The 18,097-nt window shown below is 57.0% G+C and carries 19 protein-coding genes; 4 read left to right on the top strand and 15 right to left on the bottom strand.

The window, feature by feature from the left end:
- Positions 1 to 15 precede the first annotated feature (15 nt).
- The 10 genes from AC0B60_RS11390 to AC0B60_RS11435 all read right to left on the bottom strand — a co-directional run bounded on the left by AC0B60_RS11390 (position 16) and on the right by AC0B60_RS11435 (position 10,745).
- Positions 16 to 2,409 carry an efflux RND transporter permease subunit gene (locus AC0B60_RS11390; protein WP_465085926.1) on the bottom strand — a complete coding sequence of 798 codons (2,394 nt, stop codon included), beginning with the start codon at positions 2,407 to 2,409 and terminating at the stop codon, positions 16 to 18.
- A 2-nt stretch (positions 2,410 to 2,411) separates the two neighbouring features.
- On the bottom strand, positions 2,412 to 3,389 hold the full coding sequence (locus tag AC0B60_RS11395) for a YCF48-related protein (RefSeq protein WP_465085927.1): 978 nt from the start codon (positions 3,387 to 3,389) through the stop codon (positions 2,412 to 2,414).
- On the bottom strand, positions 3,379 to 4,308 hold the full coding sequence (locus AC0B60_RS11400; protein WP_465085928.1) for a hydroxymethylglutaryl-CoA lyase: 930 nt from the start codon (positions 4,306 to 4,308) through the stop codon (positions 3,379 to 3,381). The genes AC0B60_RS11395 and AC0B60_RS11400 overlap by 11 nt, the downstream gene beginning before the upstream one ends.
- Before the next feature lie 3 nt (positions 4,309 to 4,311).
- Positions 4,312 to 5,508: a CaiB/BaiF CoA transferase family protein gene (locus AC0B60_RS11405; RefSeq protein WP_465085929.1), complete on the bottom strand. Its 1,197-nt coding sequence runs from the start codon at positions 5,506 to 5,508 to the stop codon at positions 4,312 to 4,314.
- Between the two features lie 259 nt (positions 5,509 to 5,767).
- The gene (locus AC0B60_RS11410; RefSeq protein ID WP_465085930.1) at positions 5,768 to 7,021 is read right to left on the bottom strand and encodes a D-amino acid dehydrogenase; all 1,254 of its coding nucleotides are present in this window, start codon (positions 7,019 to 7,021) and stop codon (positions 5,768 to 5,770) included.
- Between the two features lie 61 nt (positions 7,022 to 7,082).
- On the bottom strand, positions 7,083 to 7,436 hold the full coding sequence (locus AC0B60_RS11415) for a translation initiation factor Sui1 (RefSeq protein ID WP_465085931.1): 354 nt from the start codon (positions 7,434 to 7,436) through the stop codon (positions 7,083 to 7,085).
- 37 nt (positions 7,437 to 7,473) lie between these two features.
- Positions 7,474 to 7,998 (bottom strand): DUF4136 domain-containing protein, encoded by a 525-nt coding sequence (locus tag AC0B60_RS11420; protein ID WP_465085932.1) that lies wholly within the window; start codon positions 7,996 to 7,998, stop codon positions 7,474 to 7,476.
- A gap of 78 nt (positions 7,999 to 8,076) precedes the next feature.
- Positions 8,077 to 8,682 carry a YigZ family protein gene (locus AC0B60_RS11425; RefSeq protein WP_465085933.1) on the bottom strand — a complete coding sequence of 202 codons (606 nt, stop codon included), beginning with the start codon at positions 8,680 to 8,682 and terminating at the stop codon, positions 8,077 to 8,079.
- Between the two features lie 57 nt (positions 8,683 to 8,739).
- Entirely contained in the window at positions 8,740 to 10,062 is a 1,323-nt protein-coding gene (locus AC0B60_RS11430) for a HAMP domain-containing sensor histidine kinase (RefSeq protein WP_465085934.1), read from the bottom strand.
- A complete protein-coding gene (locus AC0B60_RS11435) occupies positions 10,059 to 10,745 on the bottom strand; it encodes a response regulator transcription factor (RefSeq protein WP_465085935.1) in 687 nt (228 codons plus the stop codon). The genes AC0B60_RS11430 and AC0B60_RS11435 overlap by 4 nt, the downstream gene beginning before the upstream one ends.
- Before the next feature lie 189 nt (positions 10,746 to 10,934).
- On the opposite strand from AC0B60_RS11435, the gene AC0B60_RS11440 reads away from it, so the two are divergent.
- From AC0B60_RS11440 to AC0B60_RS11450, 3 genes are read left to right on the top strand one after another with little or no spacing between them, the layout of a single operon-like run.
- The gene (locus tag AC0B60_RS11440; RefSeq protein ID WP_465085936.1) at positions 10,935 to 11,294 is read left to right on the top strand and encodes a hypothetical protein; all 360 of its coding nucleotides are present in this window, start codon (positions 10,935 to 10,937) and stop codon (positions 11,292 to 11,294) included.
- A gap of 55 nt (positions 11,295 to 11,349) precedes the next feature.
- Positions 11,350 to 12,519 (top strand): GNAT family N-acetyltransferase, encoded by a 1,170-nt coding sequence (locus tag AC0B60_RS11445; RefSeq protein WP_465085937.1) that lies wholly within the window; start codon positions 11,350 to 11,352, stop codon positions 12,517 to 12,519.
- Between the two features lie 41 nt (positions 12,520 to 12,560).
- Positions 12,561 to 13,211 (top strand): hypothetical protein, encoded by a 651-nt coding sequence (locus tag AC0B60_RS11450; RefSeq protein WP_465085938.1) that lies wholly within the window; start codon positions 12,561 to 12,563, stop codon positions 13,209 to 13,211.
- Positions 13,212 to 13,253: 42 nt separating this feature from the next.
- On the opposite strand, the gene AC0B60_RS11455 is transcribed toward AC0B60_RS11450, so the two are convergent.
- Positions 13,254 to 14,609: a nicotinate phosphoribosyltransferase gene (locus AC0B60_RS11455; protein WP_465085939.1), complete on the bottom strand. Its 1,356-nt coding sequence runs from the start codon at positions 14,607 to 14,609 to the stop codon at positions 13,254 to 13,256.
- 81 nt (positions 14,610 to 14,690) lie between these two features.
- The gene (locus tag AC0B60_RS11460; RefSeq protein ID WP_465085940.1) at positions 14,691 to 14,906 is read right to left on the bottom strand and encodes a dodecin; all 216 of its coding nucleotides are present in this window, start codon (positions 14,904 to 14,906) and stop codon (positions 14,691 to 14,693) included.
- Positions 14,907 to 15,100: 194 nt separating this feature from the next.
- Here AC0B60_RS11460 and AC0B60_RS11465 point away from each other — a divergent pair, with 194 nt between their 5' ends.
- Complete coding sequence (locus AC0B60_RS11465) at positions 15,101 to 15,871, top strand: DUF3750 domain-containing protein (RefSeq protein WP_465085941.1); 771 nt, start codon at positions 15,101 to 15,103, stop codon at positions 15,869 to 15,871.
- Between the two features lie 142 nt (positions 15,872 to 16,013).
- On the opposite strand, the gene AC0B60_RS11470 is transcribed toward AC0B60_RS11465, so the two are convergent.
- Genes AC0B60_RS11470 through AC0B60_RS11480 form a run of 3 tightly spaced genes read right to left on the bottom strand, consistent with a single transcriptional unit; the run spans position 16,014 to position 17,976 of the window.
- A complete protein-coding gene (locus AC0B60_RS11470) occupies positions 16,014 to 16,328 on the bottom strand; it encodes an AzlD family protein (RefSeq protein WP_465085942.1) in 315 nt (104 codons plus the stop codon).
- Positions 16,325 to 17,068 (bottom strand): AzlC family ABC transporter permease, encoded by a 744-nt coding sequence (locus AC0B60_RS11475; RefSeq protein WP_465085943.1) that lies wholly within the window; start codon positions 17,066 to 17,068, stop codon positions 16,325 to 16,327. The genes AC0B60_RS11470 and AC0B60_RS11475 overlap by 4 nt, the downstream gene beginning before the upstream one ends.
- Before the next feature lie 53 nt (positions 17,069 to 17,121).
- Positions 17,122 to 17,976: an NAD-dependent protein deacetylase gene (locus AC0B60_RS11480; protein ID WP_465085944.1), complete on the bottom strand. Its 855-nt coding sequence runs from the start codon at positions 17,974 to 17,976 to the stop codon at positions 17,122 to 17,124.
- Positions 17,977 to 18,097 lie beyond the last annotated feature (121 nt).

Genomic DNA, 18,097 nt, shown 5'->3' on the forward strand with positions numbered 1-18,097 from the left:
AGGATTTACCCATTCTCAGTGAGTGGATTGCGCTAGCCGGTCCGAGCCTGGGGCGGAATCGGCCTGTTGAGGCGCTTCATCGAAGATGAACTTCGGCTTCAGCACCCGGACAAGGGAGGGCATGACGAACAGCGAAGTGAACGCTGATACGAGTAGCCACAGCCCAATGAGAGTTCCCATTTCCGCCTGGAAGCGAAGGGACGAAAAAGACCAGAGCAGAACACCAGCGGCCAGCGTGACCGACGTAAGCAGAACGCCTCGGCCAGCGGAGAAGAGCGCCTGACGGATCGCCTCCATATGCTCTGCCTCGGGGTATTTCTCAAGGTATTCCTTGATGGAGTCGACAATGTAAAAGGCATAATCGACGCCCAGCCCGATACCCAGGGCAACCACCGGCAAGGTACTGATGCTCATGCCAATCCCCTGCCATGCCATAAAGGCGAAAGTGACAACGTTGGAAATCAGCACCGGGACAATGAAGAAGATGCCACTGGCGGATGACCGGTACACCGCCAGACAAGAGAGGATGACCACCAGTAACGCCAGAGCGATGGCCTCGATCTGGTCGGACAAGAGGATTTCATTCACCGCTGCAATGACGCCCAACGATCCACCGGCCAGACGCACAGTCACGCCATCGAGCGGGTTCTCGGCGATGAACCGTTTGATCTGATAGGTAGCTTGACGCAGGGTTTCACCCTGGCGATCGCGGAAAAAGAGAATGACCGATCCGTTCTGGAACAGGGTGTCTGCAAACTGCGCCAGGTCATCCGGTGCGGCGCCCTGCATGTAGAAACTGATCAGCTCGCCGTTTTCCAGGCGGCTGGCACCCAGTTCTCGGTATCGCGGGTTGCCCTCATAAAGGTTACGCCGCACGTCCACCACAATATCCGCCAGTGAGATACTGCCGCCGACCTGGGGCATGCGTTCCATCCGGCGCTGAAAGCGTTGCATCCAGTCCAGTACGTCCGGGCGCTTCAGAGCATCTTCCTCTGCGCCCTCAAGAACGATAAACATCTGCTCAGTGCCCGGATAGTTGGCATTGATCAGAGCACTGTCGCGGTTAAAAGACGAGTCCTCCCACAGAATCGGCGAACCGGTGGTAGCGTCACCAATCGTCAGGTCGGTCGCCTTGAACACCAGCAACCCCACGCCTACCAACGTGACGGGCAGCACGTAATAGCGCCCGCGTGTCTCAACCACTTTTACGGCAAGACTCAGCACCGCCGTCAGCAGAAAGCGCAAGTTCACCGGGTGGGCGTTGCGCAAGGGAGCCTTTACCCAACTGAGCATCACCGGGGTCAGAATGACGGCGGAAAACCCGATGGTTATCACCCAGATGGCGCCGATAATAGAGACTTTCTGAAGTAGTGGAATGGGGGTCAAAACCACACAGAGAATGGCACCGGCATCAGAGACCAGACCTAGCAAGCCCGGACGAAACAATTCCTTCATGGTCTGCTCGGCGGCGCGCCGCGGCTCCACGCCTTCGCCATCGCAGAGGTCGTCAAAGCGGGTGATCAACTGAACTGCGTGACTGAAGCATCTCGCGGTAATGATAAAGGCAACCACGATGACCAGTGGATCAAAGTTGAACCCCAGCAATACGCCGATACCCAGCGCCCAGATGGTAGACACGACACCACTTAGCAGCGGCAACAGCGTGCCCCGCCAGGTGCGGTTAAGCAGAAACAGTGCGAACAGCATGGCCGCCAGAGACAGCAGCGCGATGGCCACGGTTTCTTCCAGATAGAAATCTACCCAGCCGTAAAGAATGGGCTCGCCAACCACGTGATGACTGACCTGATCCTTGACCGGAGAAGCATCGAGGATGGCCTGTATCTGCGGAAAGATCTTGCTGTAGTCCACCAGATGGTCATAGAAATCCATCTGCAATAGCGTCGAACCCAGATCCTGTTCGACATAGATCCCGTATACCAGAGGGTTGTTGAGCACCGAATCCCTGAGAGCCTGAATATCGCCCTGAGTTTCGGGAACATCCGGCCACATCAGTGGCACGCTCTCGATTCCCATGGAAGACGCGCTGACGGATTTCAGCTTGCGGGACGCCAGAGACACCACCTGGAAGGGATTCACACCGCTGACCTTGGCCAGTTCCCGGGTTACTCTCTGAACTTCATCCAGAATCGGCTTGGTGAAAATGGTGCCTTCTTTGGCCTTAATCAGAATGCTGACCTTGTTGGTGCCACCAAAGGTATCTTTATACCCTTCGTGAACGTCCACATAGGGATGGTCACTTGGGACCATATCGCTAAATACGGTGCGCACATCCATCTTAAGCAGCGTCAGCGCCATCAAGAGGGTGGCCCCCAAAATGACGCCCGCCACCGGGCCGCGATGACGGATACAAAATTCGGACAGAGACCCTGCGAAGCGACTCACTGACATGATTATTCGCCCCCCTCAGGCCAATGAGTCCAATCCCGGTTTTTCAGACGGCCAATAGTGGCGCCGGCAACCAGCACAGCCTGTTCCGCCGGCAGTAGACGAGTATGAAATCCGCTGTCGAACCCCGCAGGACGCAACGGACTCCAATCCCGGCCATTTTCAGAGGCCACCAGCACACCGCCATTGCCCGTTGCCAGCCAGCCACTTCCGTCATGAACTACGTCATAGAGGTGCTCTTCAGTCGCGGCGTCACGGCGCTGCCAGCTCTCGCCCTGATCGTCGCTGGTATAAGCCACACCGCCATTACCCACAATCACGCCCCGGTGACCGTCGAACGCGATGGACCTGAGGCTTTCATAGCCCAGCTCCTCACCGTCCCAGGTCAATCCGCCATCCACAGAACGATAGAGGGTTCCAAACTCTGCGGTGATCCAGAGTGTACCGTCCGCCGACTGGACAATGTCATTCAGGCCGACATCCCCATCAATGCTCACATCAGTCCACTGCTGACCGTCAGCACTGCCACGAAAAACGGCACCCATTTCACCAATGGCCCAGAAGTACCCGTCGAGCCAGGCGATCTCGATCAGCTTGCCAGCGATGTCCGAGACGGGTAACTGCTGGCTATCCCAGCTCGTTCCGTTGTTGCGGAATAACCAGCCCTGGTTACCCACTGCAATCACCAGCCCACTGGGCGAAGTAGCAATGCCTTGAAGATTGACGCTGAGATCCATACTATGGCGAACCCAGTCATCCCCGCCGGCACTGCGTTCCAGAACGATCCCGTTGTTCCCTGCAAACCAGTACCCCTGCTGATCGGAACCCGCCACGTCATAGAACAGATCCCTCGGCTCGCTCAGTGGTTGCGGCAAAGGAAGCGGCTCCACCGACGGCTTGATGAATGCTGCCGCGTAAGCCAGACCACTGACGACAGCCCAGGGTGCAACCTGTGCCGCAAAACCCAGGACCTTACCCACCATGGTTCAGCGCTCCGTTGTGTTTGTCCCACTGTTGGGCCAGCCAGCGATATGACTTACCACCAAGCGGAACCCCGGTCATGACTTCGATGTCCCTCACAACCGGCACCAGGTCCAGGGGCTGTATTCCAGTTTCATACCCCATGCTCTCAAGCAGCAGCACCACATCTTCCGTCGCCACGTTGCCGGTGGCGCCAGGCGAAAAGGGACAACCGCCCAAGCCACCAATTGAGGAGTCAAACTCCCTGACACCGAAATCAATTGCAGCAAGAATATTGGCCAGGGCGAACCCACGGGTGTCATGGAAATGACAGGAGAGCTTTTCGATGGGAGCAACTTCCGCCACACCGTGGAGAACCTGCCGCACTTGGGCAGGGTTGGCCGCTCCGATGGTGTCCGCGATGATGATTTTCGCAGCGCCCGCCTCCTGCATCTGCTTTGCAAACCGCTTCACAACGGACGGGTGTACCCGGCCTTCAAATGGACACTCGACGGCCACCGCCAGATATGCCTGGACCTCAATGCCCTCGCCGCATCCGCGCCGGACAATGGATTCACAGACCTCGGCGGTCTGATCCAGCGACATGCGGATGTTCTTCTGATTCATGGTTTCGGTGACCGACAGAACTACGTTGAGCACCTCCGCCCCGGCCTCCGTCGCCAACTCATAACCTTTCATGTTAGGAATCAGTCCTGCGTAGCGAACCGACTGCCTAGACGGCAGGTCGGCAAAGATCTCTGCCGTGCCTGCCATCTGGGGAACCGCTTTCGGCGACACAAAGCTGCCTGCCTCCAGGTGGCGAATGCCGGCATCAACCAGACTTGAAATCATGGCCAGTCGGTCGCTCGCCGTCAGGGTTTTACCCTGACTCTGGAGCCCGTCTCTTGGCCCGACTTCGTTCACTCGAAACGTCTCAGCCATGATTTACCCCACTACCTTCTTGTTGCGCAGTTCGTTGATGCGATCACTGCTATAGCCCATCGCCCGCAACACCTCTTCTGTGTGTTGCCCGAGTAGCGGTGGTGGCGTGAATGATTCCGTGGCATCAACACTCATCTTGATGGGGTTCCCTGGTGCTTTAACGGAACCGCCATCAGGCTGGGGAATGTCCACCACCATATTGCGAAAGAGCACCTGAGGATCGGACAACGCATCCGAGAACTTATTGACCGGAGCGCAGGGAATGCGCGCGCTGGAAAGCAGCTCAACCCAGTGTTCAGTGGTGTTGGTCTCCAGCAGTTCGGTCAGGATGCCGTTGATCTTGTGTTTGTCCGCAAACCGGCCAGGCTGGGTTCGGTACTTCGGATCTTTCAGGTCGTCGATATCAAGCAGCTCTACAAGGTTGTCCCAGAAACTGTCGAAGATAACGGCGATAATGACGAACCCGTTGCTGGTGCGGAAGGCATCGTAGGGCACGTGGACAAAATGGGCATTGCCGATGGGCGACGGGTTGTCGCCACTGAGGAAATACATGGTGGCCATGTAATTGAGCATGCTGATCTGGCAATCCAGCATGGAAATGTCAACGTGCTGGCCATAGCCGTGGGTCGCTCGCGAATGCAGGGCCGCAAGAATGCCCATGACCGCGAACATCCCGCCACCAAGGTCACCAATGGGAATACCGGCCCTTGCCGGGTGGCTTTCATCATGCCCGGTGATGGACATACCACCACCAATACCCTGTACCACCTGATCAAAAGCCGGGCGCAAATAATTCGGACCGTCCTGACCGAAACCGGTGACGGAGCACGTGATGATTTGAGGATTTACTTTTTTGAGGTGGTCGTGATCGATCTTCAGCTTTGTCGGAACACCAGCGGAGAAGTTGTCGATCACGATATCGGACTCTTTCACCAGGTCATAAAAGGTTTCCAGGCCCTCGTCAGATTTGAGATCAATACAAATACTTTTCTTATTGCGATTCAGGGTGATGAAATAAGCTCCCTGGCCGTTGTAGGAATTATTCGGATCCTTTGCCAACAGGCTGCGGGTACCTTCGCCTTTCAGCGGTTCCACCTTGATCGAGTCTGCGCCAAGGTCAGCGAGAATCATCCCGGCGTAAGGCCCCGAGAGCATGTGCGTCAGATCAATAATCCGTACGCCTTCCAGTGGTTTTGTCATAGTCAGCCAGCACACTGTTGTCAGAATGAGTGTTACCGTCCCGGGCACCAGGACGCTTTCACTACACAATCGCAAACGCGGTGCCAACTTTCAGATATGGCGGATTCTCAACCTTAATGCCATGAAATATAAGTATTTATGCGGATAGGACGAGAAACCATAAAACGGCCGCTCTACAAATTAGATATTTCAATATGAAATTTTATGTTTCATATTGAAATTTCGAAGGGCATGGAGCTTCGTGGAAGGGACCGGGCCGCTACAGCCCGGCAAACGCAAAATCAACATCCGGAGTGCGGCCAGCCACAATGTCCGCCAGTGCTGCGGCAGAACCGCAGGAATGCGTCCACCCCAACGTGCCGTGGCCGGTGTTCAGGTAGAGGTTGCCGAAGTGGCTCTTTCCGATGTAGGGCACATTGGAGGGGGTCGCCGGGCGCAGTCCGGCCCAGAATTCGGCCCTTTCCCAGTGCCCCGCATCGGGCATCAACTCTGCGGTGCGCCGGACGATCGTTCGGCAACGGGTCAGGTTCAGCTCCCGGTTGTAGCCGCTCAGTTCCGCGGTGCCCGCCACCCGTATGCGGTCGCCCAGTCTTGAGTACACCAGCTTGTACTCATCGTCGGTAAGACTGACGTTGAAGGCAGCGGCCTCGTTCTTCACCGGCACGGTGATGGAGTAGCCTTTCGCTGGGTAAATGTTCAGAGTCAGGCCCAGTTTTCGAGCAAGAATAGCGCTAAAGCTACCCAGGCACAGCACGTAGTTGTCGGCACGAAGGGTCTGGTGGCGGCCTTCACGTATAACATTGACTCCGAGAACACGATCCTGGGTGTTCTCGAACCCCAGGATCTCGCTGTTGTAGAGGAACTCCACACCGGCTTCCTCAGCCTTTTTCGCCAGGGACTGGGTGAATTGACGGGCATCACCGGATTCATCTTCCGAGGTGTACGTGGCGCCGGCAATCCGGTCTTTAACCGGAGCCAGGGCGGGTTCCAGTTCGACGGCCCTGTTGGCGTCAATCACCTGACGATCACACCCCAGTTCTCGCATGATGCGGGCCGGCCTCAGGGCCGATTCGAATTCCCCAGGATTGGTGTAGAAATGCAGGATGCCTTTCGCGAGATGGTCGTATTCAATGCCGATGTCCTGGCGCAACGCTTGTAAATGAGCGCGGCTGTAGATCCCCAGATTCACGATCTGCCGAATGTTGTAAGCCGCCCGGGAAGCCGTGCACTGCTTTAGGAACGCCATCGCCCAGCGCCACTGCGCCGGGTCCAGGCGGGGACGAAAAAGCAGTGGTGCATCGGACCGGGCTAGCCATTTGAGGATCTTCAAGGGGGCAGAAGGGTTAGCCCAGGGCTCGGCGTGGGATACCGATATCTGGCCGCCGTTGGCATAACTGGTTTCGGTGCCTGCCTGATTTTGCCGGTCTACAACCGTGACGTCATATCCCTGCTGCCTTAGGAACCATGCGCTTGTAACACCAACAACACCTGCACCCAGTACCAGTACGTGCATTCATTTTCTCCGGTTGAACAAGTTCAGAACGCCTTACAGTATACATGATAGTATACAAAACTCAGCCTCCGGACCGTTTCACCGTCCAACCTTTTTCCTTCAAAAGGGGCACCAGCAGGTCTCGCTGGTCACCCTGGATCTCCACAGTGCCCTCTTTCACCGTGCCGCCGGTTCCGCACCGGGCTTTCAGCACCTTCGCGAACGCTTTCAATTCCTTGTCATCCATCGGAATACCGGTAATCAAGGTAACACCCTTTCCTTTGCGCCCCTTGGTTTCCCGGCTGACGCGCACAACGCCATCGCCGGCGGGACGAACCGGTGCCCCGCAGACGCATTCATCAACGGGGTGGCGACAGTCTGGGCACATACGTCCCTGTTCCGTGGAGAACACCAGTCCCCCAGAACGATTCTTCATAACGCCCTCATGTAGTTTTAGAGCCCTGTTGAGACACTCACGTCCCGGGAGGGTATTTTTCGAACATGTCCGTGACTATCTCGTCGATCAGCTCCCGCCGAGACTCGGTTGTCTGGTTCTCATTCAGATAACGCCGGCTCGCTGCGCGCCAGACAACCCGGTCGGTCTCTGTGTCTACCAGCTCCACCACCAGCTTGCCTTCCTGAACTTCACGCACTGGCGGAGCCGACGATAGCCCCCAACCAAAGTTACCACTGCCAAAGCCGAAGCCGAGTCCAACACCACTACGTTCGAGACGCTCCTCCTCAACCACCTGCCAGGTGACAAGCAGGTCTGCCTCGCTTTCTTCCACTTTACGCATGGCCTTTCGGTTCAGTTCTCGCTCAACCGCGCTCTCTATCCGACCACCATCAAGCGAGGTGAAAGACTGATCCTCGCCCTTCGGTGCAAATGCCCAGGAACTGTAGTTACCGAAAACCGCGTTGGAATCGTAATCGGTGACCACATTGCTGGCACAGCCCGTCAGGGCCATCAAAAACAGGGACACAACGATAGCTTTCATAATCTTGGTTGCCTCTTTCCATACTTCATTTATTAAAGTATACGCACAGTCGACACGAAGCGTTTCGCAAATGGTTCCTTAACTGTCAAAACGGTAACCCATGCCCCGTGCATCGCAAAACGCCGTGAATTCCAGGTTCCGCTCTTCCACCAAGCTCACGTCAGCCGTTACACCGGCGCTGTAGCCAACGTTGTCAATCTCGGCACCGTTTTGGTCACACCAATGCCTGAGTGGCTGTTCATCAGCGAAAGTCATAGTCACCGTTACTCGTGACATGGGTCGCTGGATCACCCTTTCAACCCCCGAAAGAACAGCTTCAGTCGCTCCTGCATAAGCCCTGACGAGGCCGCCGGCCCCGAGTTTGATACCACCGAAATACCGTATCACCATCACCAGCACGTCTCCCAGATCCTTGTGCTGAATGACACTGAGAATGGGCTTTCCTGCGGTTCCTGATGGTTCGCCATCGTCGTTCATGGCGGCTTCGGCGGCCGCGCCGGGCCGACCTATCTGATAGGCCCAGCAGATATGGCGGGCGTCCGGGTGGTCGTTCCGGGCCTGTTCGAGCCAGGCCTTGACGTCATCCCGGGACGAGACCGGCGCAACCCGGGCAATAAACCGACTCTTTTTGATCTCCGTCTCCCGCTCCAGAAAGCCAGCGGGTATAGGGTAATCCTTGGGCATAATACCTGTTCCTGATACACGTCCATCCTGGGGCCGACACCAAGCCCTTTTCGCTCTTCAACCAGTAGTAAAGAGCGGAAAGCTCAACACCACCACCAAACCACCCGGTTCGGCATTGAACGCCTCTATCCGACCGTCATGGATGGCAACGATGTCTCTCGCAATAGCCAGGCCAAGCCCCCACCCCTTACCCCCACGGGACTTGTCGGCCCTGTAGAAGGGCTCAAACAGATGAGGCAGCACGTCTTCAGGCACACCCGGACCTTCATCTCGCATCTCCACCAACAAGTGTCGCTGATCACAGCGCAACGCGACATGCACATTCTTTCCCGGCGGCGTATGATCCAGGGCGTTCTGGAGGACATTGTCCAATGCCCGCTGAATGAGCCCGCGATCACCCAGCAACGACGTGTTGCGGCAGCCCTCATCGACCAGAAGCTGGCAATCCACTCCACGGTGCTCGGCGTAGTCCGCCGCATCCTTGAGAATGTCGTTGATCACCACGACTGGCTGCACGGCTTCCCGCTCGATATCGCCCCCCTGCTCCGAGACCCTGTACAGCGTCAGGATTTGAGAGGTCATCGCTTCCAGACGTTCATTCTGCCGCAGGATAGACGCCAAAAGGTCCGCATCCACGCTACCATCACTGGCCAGCTCAATGGCAATCCGTTGCCGCGTCAGAGGGGTTCGCAGATCGTGGGATATATCACGCAACAGGTGCGTCTGGCGATCGAGCAAACTGCACAGTTGCTGGGTCATGGCGTTGAAGGCCGTCGCCAAAGCACCCACCTCATCCCGTCTACTTGCGATGCGATCACTGACCCGAAGGGCGTTGTCACCACCAGCGATTGCACGGGCAGTGGATTCCATGTGCTTCAGGGGACGGGACACCAGGCGCGCAATCCACCAGCAAGCAAGAGTGATGATGACGAATGCCAGCCCCAGTTCCAGTAGACGGAACAACCGGGGATCAAGCCAGCCTTCGCCATCCAGTCGGGGCCAAGCCACCAGACGATGGTCCTCACCAACCTCAATAACCGCCGGTTTCTGCCGGTACCAACCACCCGACTTCATACGCTCCCGGATGGATGAAGGCAGGTCACCGTCGTTGTGATCTGCGTCTATCAGTAACAGGTGAAGGTCCAGGCTGCGCCCCTGTTCTTTCAGAAAGCGCCAGGCCGCGCCACGACCCTCATTTTCCCGGACCACCAGAGCTTCCAACGCCAGCTCCCGCAGGCCGACCTGCCGTTCGATGGCTTCTCGTTCCCGTTCCATCAAGGCGCGGGTAGCCACATTGCTCATCAACACCGTGATCGCCATGGCCAGCCAGATCGACAGGAATATCCGCCAGAACAGGGGAAACCTGAGCCGCCGGATCATACCGGCACCCGGTAGCTGTAGCCCAGCCCGCGTACGGTTTCAATTCGGGGCGGGTCGTCGTTCCCCAGCTTTTTCCGGAGGTTGCTGATGTGCATATCCAGGGTGCGATCGTAGGCTTCCAGACGACGGCCCAGGGCCCACTGCATCAGATCTGTCTTGCGTACCACACTGCCCGCATGGGCCAGCAGTACCTGCAACACTTCGTATTCGGTAGCGGTCAGGTCCAGCGCCACGTCGCTCTGGTAGATTCGACGATGAACCGGCTCGACCCGCAGGTCACCGTATGCCCTTGACTCCTCCATTCCCACTTCCTGATCCCAGGCAACACGGCGGAGCAATGCCTGTAGCCGAGCGATCAGCTCCCGGGGATTGCAGGGTTTGGGTATGTAATCATCCGCGCCAACTTCAAAACCCACGATGCGATCCGTCTCATCGCCACGGGCCGTCAGCAATACGACGGGAAGATGGGTTTTTGCCCTTAACTGGCGCAGCACCTCCAGGCCGCTGATATCCGGCAACATGATATCCAGCACCACCAGGTCGCAGTGCTGGCCCAACGCCAGAGATAACCCGTCGTGGCCATTTGCGGCTTCTCTTACCGTAAAACCCTGATTGGACAGATAGCGGGACAGCAGTTCCCGCAGCTCCTCGTCGTCTTCAACCAACAGCACCCGGTTCTGCATGGAAATCCTCCGTTGTGACTGAATGCAGTCTAACACGCCAGCGCAAGCCCACTGATTTGCATCATTTTCCTTTGCATAACCTTTACAGTTCGCTGACGCCGCCTGACACCATCCTCAGCTAGCATAGTCCCTGTGAGTTCAAACCGAGCCTGCTGGTGCAGACTCATTTACAACACAGGAGAACACTCAATGAAACACATCACTTCCGGACGCGTTGCCAGTGCTTTGATTGCTGCAGCCCTTTTGACCAGCCCTATGGCAATGGCCTCGGACCACGGCGAACACCACCGAGGCAAACACGATAGAGCCGAAATGTGCGAGAACATGCGCGAAGGCAAAGGCTGGTTCAACGACGAAAAACGCCAGGCAAAACGGGAAGAGCACCGCAACGACATGGCAAATCGCCTGAAACTGACCGACGAACAACGCGAGATCTGGGACGAGATCCACGAGGAAAGGCAGGAAAAACGAAGCGCCAAGATGGAAAAACGGCGAGCGAAAATGGAAAAGCGCTGTGAGGCCATGGAAAACCGCACTTCCGAGCAGTGATCACACACCGGGTTCTGACGTATGGTACAGGGTAAACCACGGAGAAGCCCTGACCATGCCAGAACCCGGTACCGCAGAACTGACAATCCAGCCCGTCCAGTCCATTGATGACATTCATCCGGAAGACTGGAACGGGTTTGTCGACCGTTATAACCCCTTTCTTCAACACCAGTTCCTGCGCGCACTGGAAGAGTCTGGCTGTACAACCACCGCCACAGGCTGGCAGCCGGCCCATCTGGCGTTCTACCTGGACAACCAGCTTGCCGGTGTGGCTCCGGCCTACCTGAAAACCCACTCCATGGGGGAATACGTCTTTGACTGGGCCTGGGCCGATGCCTATCAACGCTATGGCATGGACTACTATCCCAAGCTACTGATTGCCATCCCATTCACGCCCTGCCAGGGGCCACGGCTGTTGTTTTCTGAAACCCTTCGCCAGTGGATGACGCCCGAACGAATCCACGAGGCGCTGGATGCCACCACCAACCGCCTGGAGGCCCACTCCTGGCACCTGCTTTTCCCGGATCGCCGGGACCAGGCACTGCTGGACAAGAGCGACCAGCTTCACCGGATCGGCTGCCAGTTCCACTGGCACAACCACGGCTACAACACCTTCGAGGATTTTCTCGCCCGGCTGACGTCGCGCAAGCGCAAGTCAATCCGCAAGGAAAGAAGACAGGTTGCCGATCAGGGCATTTCATTCCGACATTATTCGGGAGACGATATCCCGGATAACGTGCTCGCGGCCTTCCACGTGTTTTACCAGGCCACCTACCTGAAACGGGGCCAGCGGCCATACCTGAACAAGACCTTTCTTCGCCTGCTGAAGGACGGACAACCAGAGCAACTCCACCTTGTCATGGCGATAAAAGAGGGTGAGATGATCGCCGGCGCCCTGTTCCTGATGGGTGAGGATACGCTCTACGGGCGTTACTGGGGTTGCCTGGAGGAATTCGACCACCTGCATTTTGAAACCTGCTACTATCAAGGCATCGAACTGGCCATACGGCTGGGGCTGGCACGCTTCGATGCTGGCGCGCAAGGGGAACACAAACTGGTTCGGGGGTTTGAGCCGGTGATCACCCATTCCTGGCATGGCGTTATGCATCCCGGTTTTCGTGACGCCATCGCAAGGTTTACCAGCGAAGAAGCGGAGCATGTCATGGCCTATACTGAAGATGCCCTGCGCGCGCTGCCATTCAGACAAGCCGAGCAGAACCAGTAGCTAGCCAGGGGTCGTGCAGACACTTACCGGAGCGGGCAGCCATGGATATGGACTACCTTTTCGACTTTTTCGCGACAACACAACTGACGTTTTTCATTGCGATTGCCGCACTCATTGTGTCCATCATCGCCCTGTTTTCGGCCGCCGCCGCCAGACGGGCCGCGGCGGAACAGAGCAACACCGTGAAACAACGCGTTGACAGCCTCTGGCAAGACATGGATGAAATACGCGTGTCCCAGTTCAACGGCTCCGGTTCCACGGAAACCGGCAGCGCCATCGCCGGCGAACAATTCTCGGCTGAAAAGGCCGCTTACGAGGCTATCTGGCCCCTGGTCTGGCTACTGCACGACAAGCTGGGCATGTTCCTGCGTTCCGTGGAGTCCGATGAACCCGCCGGCGAGCTGCGTCTGGAAGCCCGCAAGGCGGCGCTGGACGCGCGCAGCACCCTCAATCGTGTACGCCCGTTCTGCCACGACGACATCGATGGGCTCATTACGCAACTGATTGATAACCACATAAGGGCACACCTGGCCGCCTGCCATTTCATGGATCTACGCAAGGACTCTCTGTCGTCGAACACCAGCCATGAACGAGAGGTGCAGAAAGAAAAGTTCCATACACTTTACGAGGGCCAGTCCCGCGAACTTCTGAACCAGTTGGTTGGCGCCATCAGGCGGCGCATGCTTCGGTAATCCAGGGCCACACGGTATCTCGCACTTCCGGCTTACAATCGGTCAGCCCCTGACCTTTGCCAACGTGTCCCGCTGCAACGCTCTGAGAAAGTCACTGATGACAACCGGATGCTCATGCGCGGGCTCCAGCGAGCGAAACCGGCTCGGCAGGGTATTTATCGCCCGCTTCGCGCTCTCCACCTGACTATCCAGTGTCGGAATGGCACCTTCGATGATTTGACCTCGCCTCATGACCGGCTTCAACAGCGGCTCGCCATCAAACACTTCATCCCGGCCGGCAACGACGTCCTGTACGAGGCGGCCGTTAAAGTCGAGGCGACGATAGACTTGCTTTCGGCCCGGGAACGACTGCTTGCCAGGGGAGTTTTTCATTCTTGGCAAGTCAGCGTACTCCGTAAGTTTGAACGCGAGTTCCAATGCCGACTCATCGTTCGAGGCCGCGATGGCAGTGCCAACACCGAAGCCATCGATGGGGGCGTTGCCGGAGACGAGTGTCGCGATCTTGTATTCATCCAGACCACCGCTCGCCATGACTTTTACATCGCCAAGGCCAGCCTCATCCAGCATCCGCCGGCATTCAGCGGCCTCATTGGCAAGGTCACCGGAATCCAGGCGGATGCCGCCAATGCGCACATCCGGTTCTTCTTGCAGCCAATCGATGATCCGCGCCACCGCCGAGCGGGTGTCGTAGGTATCAACCAGCAGTGTTGTACCTGGGTAAAGCCGGGCATAGGCCCTGAACGCCTCCATCTCATCTGTACAAGCCTGAACAAAGCTGTGTGCCATAGTGCCGTATACCGGCATGTTGAAATCCAGGCCCGCCAGGACATTGCTGGTTCCGGCCAGGCCCGCGAATCGGTAAGCGCGCACACCCCGGTGTGCTGCATCCATACCATGGGTACGGCGCATTCCGAAGTCGACGACAGGCCGGCCTTGCGCCGCGAATATCAGGCGGACCGCCTTGGACGCCAGTACCGATTCCAGATGCACATAGTTCATCACCAGGCTTTCCAGCAACTGAACCTCGGCAACAGGCCCTTCCACTTCCAGCAATGGTTCCTGAGGGAATACTGGCGTTCCTTCCGCAATCGCGTGCACAGAACCGCTGAAGCGGAATTCCCGTAGCCAGTCCAGAAAGCGGGGCTGGAACTGGCCCAGGGATTCCAGGCGCTTTATGTGTTCATCGGTGAAGGCAAGAGATTCAATAATATAGGCCGCGTGCTGCTGGCCACAGGCAAGAACGAAATTACGGTTTTCAGGAAGCTCGCGAAAGAAAAGACTGAAAACCGCGTTTCCGGTCATGCCTTCGGACCAATATGCCTGGGCCATGGCCAGCTCATATAGATCCACCAATAGCGGCAGGTCAGTCTCTTTTACAACCGGGGGTTGTTTCAGCACAGTTCCGCGCCCTCCTCGTCCAGTTGGGTAGCGTCGAATTCGGAATAGGCATCCACTGAAACTTATGCAATCTACCGAATATCAACTTCCTTCAATCTTGAAGCCAATCTTGAGCACGACCTGATAGTGTCCAACTTTTCCGTCGACCACATGGCCGCGCGTCTCCTGCACCTCGAACCATTCGATGCTACGAAGATTCTTGCTGCATTCGGTAATCGCGTTCTCAATGGCATCCTCGATACTCTTCTTCGAAGAGCCAACCACTTCCACCTTCTTGTAAACATGATGGTCGGACATAAAACCTCCTGTCCCAAAAGCAGTGAGTGTCAGGCAAGTGCTTTGAATGCCTGTATTTTCAGCGTATACCAGTAAACCGTGGCCATCAAATGGCCAGATGCGAGGTGGACGGGAACTTTGCGGCGCGAATGAACTCTGAACTCCTTGCATCGTGCCATCGTAAAATATGGGTCATTCAACGTTTCTGGATTCAGATGAAGATCTTCAAGCGCTGCTTTATTGGTCTCACCCTGACACTGTCACTCTTGCTTGCCGGCCCGCTGTTGCTGGCCGCCTGCGCCGGCCTCCAGGACTCCGGGAGCTGGCGAACGACGGACCGCTCCAGTGCGGGTATTGCCCCACCCCCGGAGCAGGAGCAGGCGGCGGTGGTTCAGGTCTACGGTGCCCGTGCCTATAACTGGCGGGGTTATTTTTCATTGCATACCTGGATCAGCACCAAAGAGGCGGGGGCCGACGGTTACTATGTTCATGAAGTCACCGGTTGGCGTCACTACGTTGTCCAGTCCCGGCCAGACGACCCGGATCGCGCCTGGTACGGCGCACCGCCGACGTTGATTGCGGATATCCGCGGTGAGCAGGCGGCGCGGATTATTGATCAGCTTGGTGAGGTGATTAACCGCTATCCATACCCAACGGAATACACCGCCTGGCCCGGCCCCAACAGCAACACCTTCGTCGCCTGGGTGATCCGCCAGATTCCGGAAATGGACGTGGCCCTGCCGAATCATGCCATTGGTAAGGACTACCTGGGTAACGGCGTCCTGTCTGAGGTGCCTGGCGGGAGTGGTTACCAGCTATCGCTTGGTGGCTATTTTGGTGTTCTGGCCGGTGTTCGCGAAGGATTCGAATTAAACATTCTTGGACTGTCCATGGGCATCAATCCGCTGGGGCTCGGTATAAAGCTTCCGGGTATTGGTGAGCTGGCACTGCGAAATACCAATCCGATGCCGGAAGTGACCCCTTAGCTGAAGAGCGCAGGCGGGCAGGCCTTCCCAAAAATGTGCGGAGCCATGGATGGCGGAGCCCAAGCGTACACGGACGTATTTACAGCGTTTTTTGGGAAGGCCTGCCCGCCTGCGCCTACTCCAGAACTAAGAATTACAGCACCTAAATACCCGCGTAGCGGACCAACCCCGCACTCGCAATACCGGCTGCGATAGCGGGCAAAGGCTTTTTCGTGGCCAGCATGATGATGGCGGTGACAACCAGCGCAGCCAATGACCCGGCATCACCACCGACCGCCATGGGAACGATGATCGCGATCAGCACCGAACTGGCCATGGTGTTGATGAAACTTTCGATGCGGGGATTAATTGTTACGAAAGACATCAGGAACACACCGCCGAAGCGAGTTGCCAGGGTGACAAGCGTCATGATGGCTATCAGCGCCAGAGTGCCGGCGACCGTGGTTTCAACCGTCATGATGAACGCCCCTCTTCAACAGATTCCGATGCTTCGGGCTTCTTTTCCATCCAGAAAAAACCAATGGCACCACCGGCCAACGCCCCGACAACCACATGGGTATTGGGCGGCAGCCATTTCCAGGCCGCCAATGACGAGATCGCTGCAACCGTCCAGGCCACCAGTGTTCGCGGTGATTTATTGCCTCCGAGCGCCATCGCCAGCAGGAAACAGCCGAGAACCATATCCAGGCCCAGTGCTTTGGGGTTCTGCAGCAACCCACCGAAATAGACGCCGAGCCAGGTTCCGATTATCCACGCTACCCACAGAACAAGACCACCGCCGAGGATAACTTCCAGGTTTCGCTTACCACTCTGGTATTCCTGCGCGGACACCGCCCAGTTGGCGTCCGTCAGGAGCAACAGTAAGCCATAGCGTCGACCCGGAGACACATCCCTGAGCATGGGGTACAGGGAAGCCCCCATCAGCAGATGGCGGGAATTAATGGCGAATACGACGGCCATCAAAGGAATCAGCGACACCTCGCTACCCCACATATCGACAGCGGCAAACTGGGAGGCGCCCGCAAATACCGTGGTGCTCATGAGAATCGCCTGCAGCGGTTCCAGTCCTTTCTGGATGGCCGCCAATCCAAAGGCAGCACCAAAGGCCACCACAAATAACGAGATGGGAAGAAGCCGGAAAAATTCCGCGCGGACTTTTTCTGGTTGAAGCTGGTAGGAATATGTATGAACGTTCATCTAAGCAAGCTAATGAAACCAGCTTCAGATGCGTATAGGTAGATGCCGAAGCGTCAGAGCTGGCCCAAGGCGCAGGCCAGGGTGTCACTGATGCCGGCGTTAAGCTTCAGGTCCACCAGCGAATCAGCACGGGTACGCCCCAGATTCAATGTCGCCATGGGTTTACCCCATTCTCTGGCGTAGCGACAAAACCGAAATCCGGAATAGACCATCAACGAAGAGCCAATCACCAACAAGCCATCACACGCCTTGAGCGTGTCCAGTGAGGACGTCACCCGGCCCTTGGGCACGTAGTCCCCGAAAAACACCACATCCGGTTTAAGAATGCCGTCACAACCCGGGCAGTCCGCAATGCGGAACTCAGAGAAATCCACCTCCAGATCGGCATCACCATCCGGAGCAGCGCCGGCGGAATAGTGCTCAAACGTTGGGTTCATATCCGCGCAACGCTCGTGGACCTCGTCCCGCTTGCAGCGATATCCGCAATCCATGCAAACAACCTCGTCGGCCCTGCCGTGCAAATCCGTTACCGAACGGCTACCCGCCTGCTGATGCAGGCGATCCACGTTCTGGGTGACGAGCAAGCGGCTATAACGGCGAGATTCCAACTCTGCTACATGATGATGCGCCGTGTTGGGCCTGGCATTGCGGATGATCGGCCAACCAATCAGGCTTCGCCCCCAGTATCGCTGGCGCACCACCGAGCTTGTCATAAAGTCCTGATGCTGGACCGGCTGTTTGCGTTTCCAGGCTCCATCGCCATCCCGATAGTCAGGAATGCCGGAATCGGTGCTGACGCCGGCTCCCGTCAATATCATCAGGCCAGGATGCCGGTGGATAAATTCCGCCAGCATGGCCCCCGCCTGCTCGGGAGAATGCAGCTCCAATGGCTGGTCTGCAGCCGGCATTGTTACGCCTTTGACAGGTTTTTGAATGACAGGCATCACACTCACAACTCGTTGGGAACACCCTCTACTTTAGGGAGCAAACCCGCCGCTGCCAATAGTAGCAACCGGAAAACATTCGGAT

Source organism: Marinobacter sp. V34, from assembly GCF_055524115.1.

Coding starts and splice junctions, on each gene's coding strand:
- AC0B60_RS11390 (WP_465085926.1), bottom strand. CDS start 2,409: ATGTCAGTGAGTCGCTTCGCAGGGTCTCTGTCCGAATTTTGTATCCGT.
- AC0B60_RS11395 (WP_465085927.1), bottom strand. CDS start 3,389: ATGGTGGGTAAGGTCCTGGGTTTTGCGGCACAGGTTGCACCCTGGGCT.
- AC0B60_RS11400 (WP_465085928.1), bottom strand. CDS start 4,308: ATGGCTGAGACGTTTCGAGTGAACGAAGTCGGGCCAAGAGACGGGCTC.
- AC0B60_RS11405 (WP_465085929.1), bottom strand. CDS start 5,508: ATGACAAAACCACTGGAAGGCGTACGGATTATTGATCTGACGCACATG.
- AC0B60_RS11410 (WP_465085930.1), bottom strand. CDS start 7,021: ATGCACGTACTGGTACTGGGTGCAGGTGTTGTTGGTGTTACAAGCGCA.
- AC0B60_RS11415 (WP_465085931.1), bottom strand. CDS start 7,436: ATGAAGAATCGTTCTGGGGGACTGGTGTTCTCCACGGAACAGGGACGT.
- AC0B60_RS11420 (WP_465085932.1), bottom strand. CDS start 7,998: ATGAAAGCTATCGTTGTGTCCCTGTTTTTGATGGCCCTGACGGGCTGT.
- AC0B60_RS11425 (WP_465085933.1), bottom strand. CDS start 8,682: ATGCCCAAGGATTACCCTATACCCGCTGGCTTTCTGGAGCGGGAGACG.
- AC0B60_RS11430 (WP_465085934.1), bottom strand. CDS start 10,062: ATGATCCGGCGGCTCAGGTTTCCCCTGTTCTGGCGGATATTCCTGTCG.
- AC0B60_RS11435 (WP_465085935.1), bottom strand. CDS start 10,745: ATGCAGAACCGGGTGCTGTTGGTTGAAGACGACGAGGAGCTGCGGGAA.
- AC0B60_RS11440 (WP_465085936.1), top strand. CDS start 10,935: ATGAAACACATCACTTCCGGACGCGTTGCCAGTGCTTTGATTGCTGCA.
- AC0B60_RS11445 (WP_465085937.1), top strand. CDS start 11,350: ATGCCAGAACCCGGTACCGCAGAACTGACAATCCAGCCCGTCCAGTCC.
- AC0B60_RS11450 (WP_465085938.1), top strand. CDS start 12,561: ATGGATATGGACTACCTTTTCGACTTTTTCGCGACAACACAACTGACG.
- AC0B60_RS11460 (WP_465085940.1), bottom strand. CDS start 14,906: ATGTCCGACCATCATGTTTACAAGAAGGTGGAAGTGGTTGGCTCTTCG.
- AC0B60_RS11465 (WP_465085941.1), top strand. CDS start 15,101: ATGAAGATCTTCAAGCGCTGCTTTATTGGTCTCACCCTGACACTGTCA.
- AC0B60_RS11470 (WP_465085942.1), bottom strand. CDS start 16,328: ATGACGGTTGAAACCACGGTCGCCGGCACTCTGGCGCTGATAGCCATC.
- AC0B60_RS11475 (WP_465085943.1), bottom strand. CDS start 17,068: ATGAACGTTCATACATATTCCTACCAGCTTCAACCAGAAAAAGTCCGC.
- AC0B60_RS11480 (WP_465085944.1), bottom strand. CDS start 17,976: ATGCCGGCTGCAGACCAGCCATTGGAGCTGCATTCTCCCGAGCAGGCG.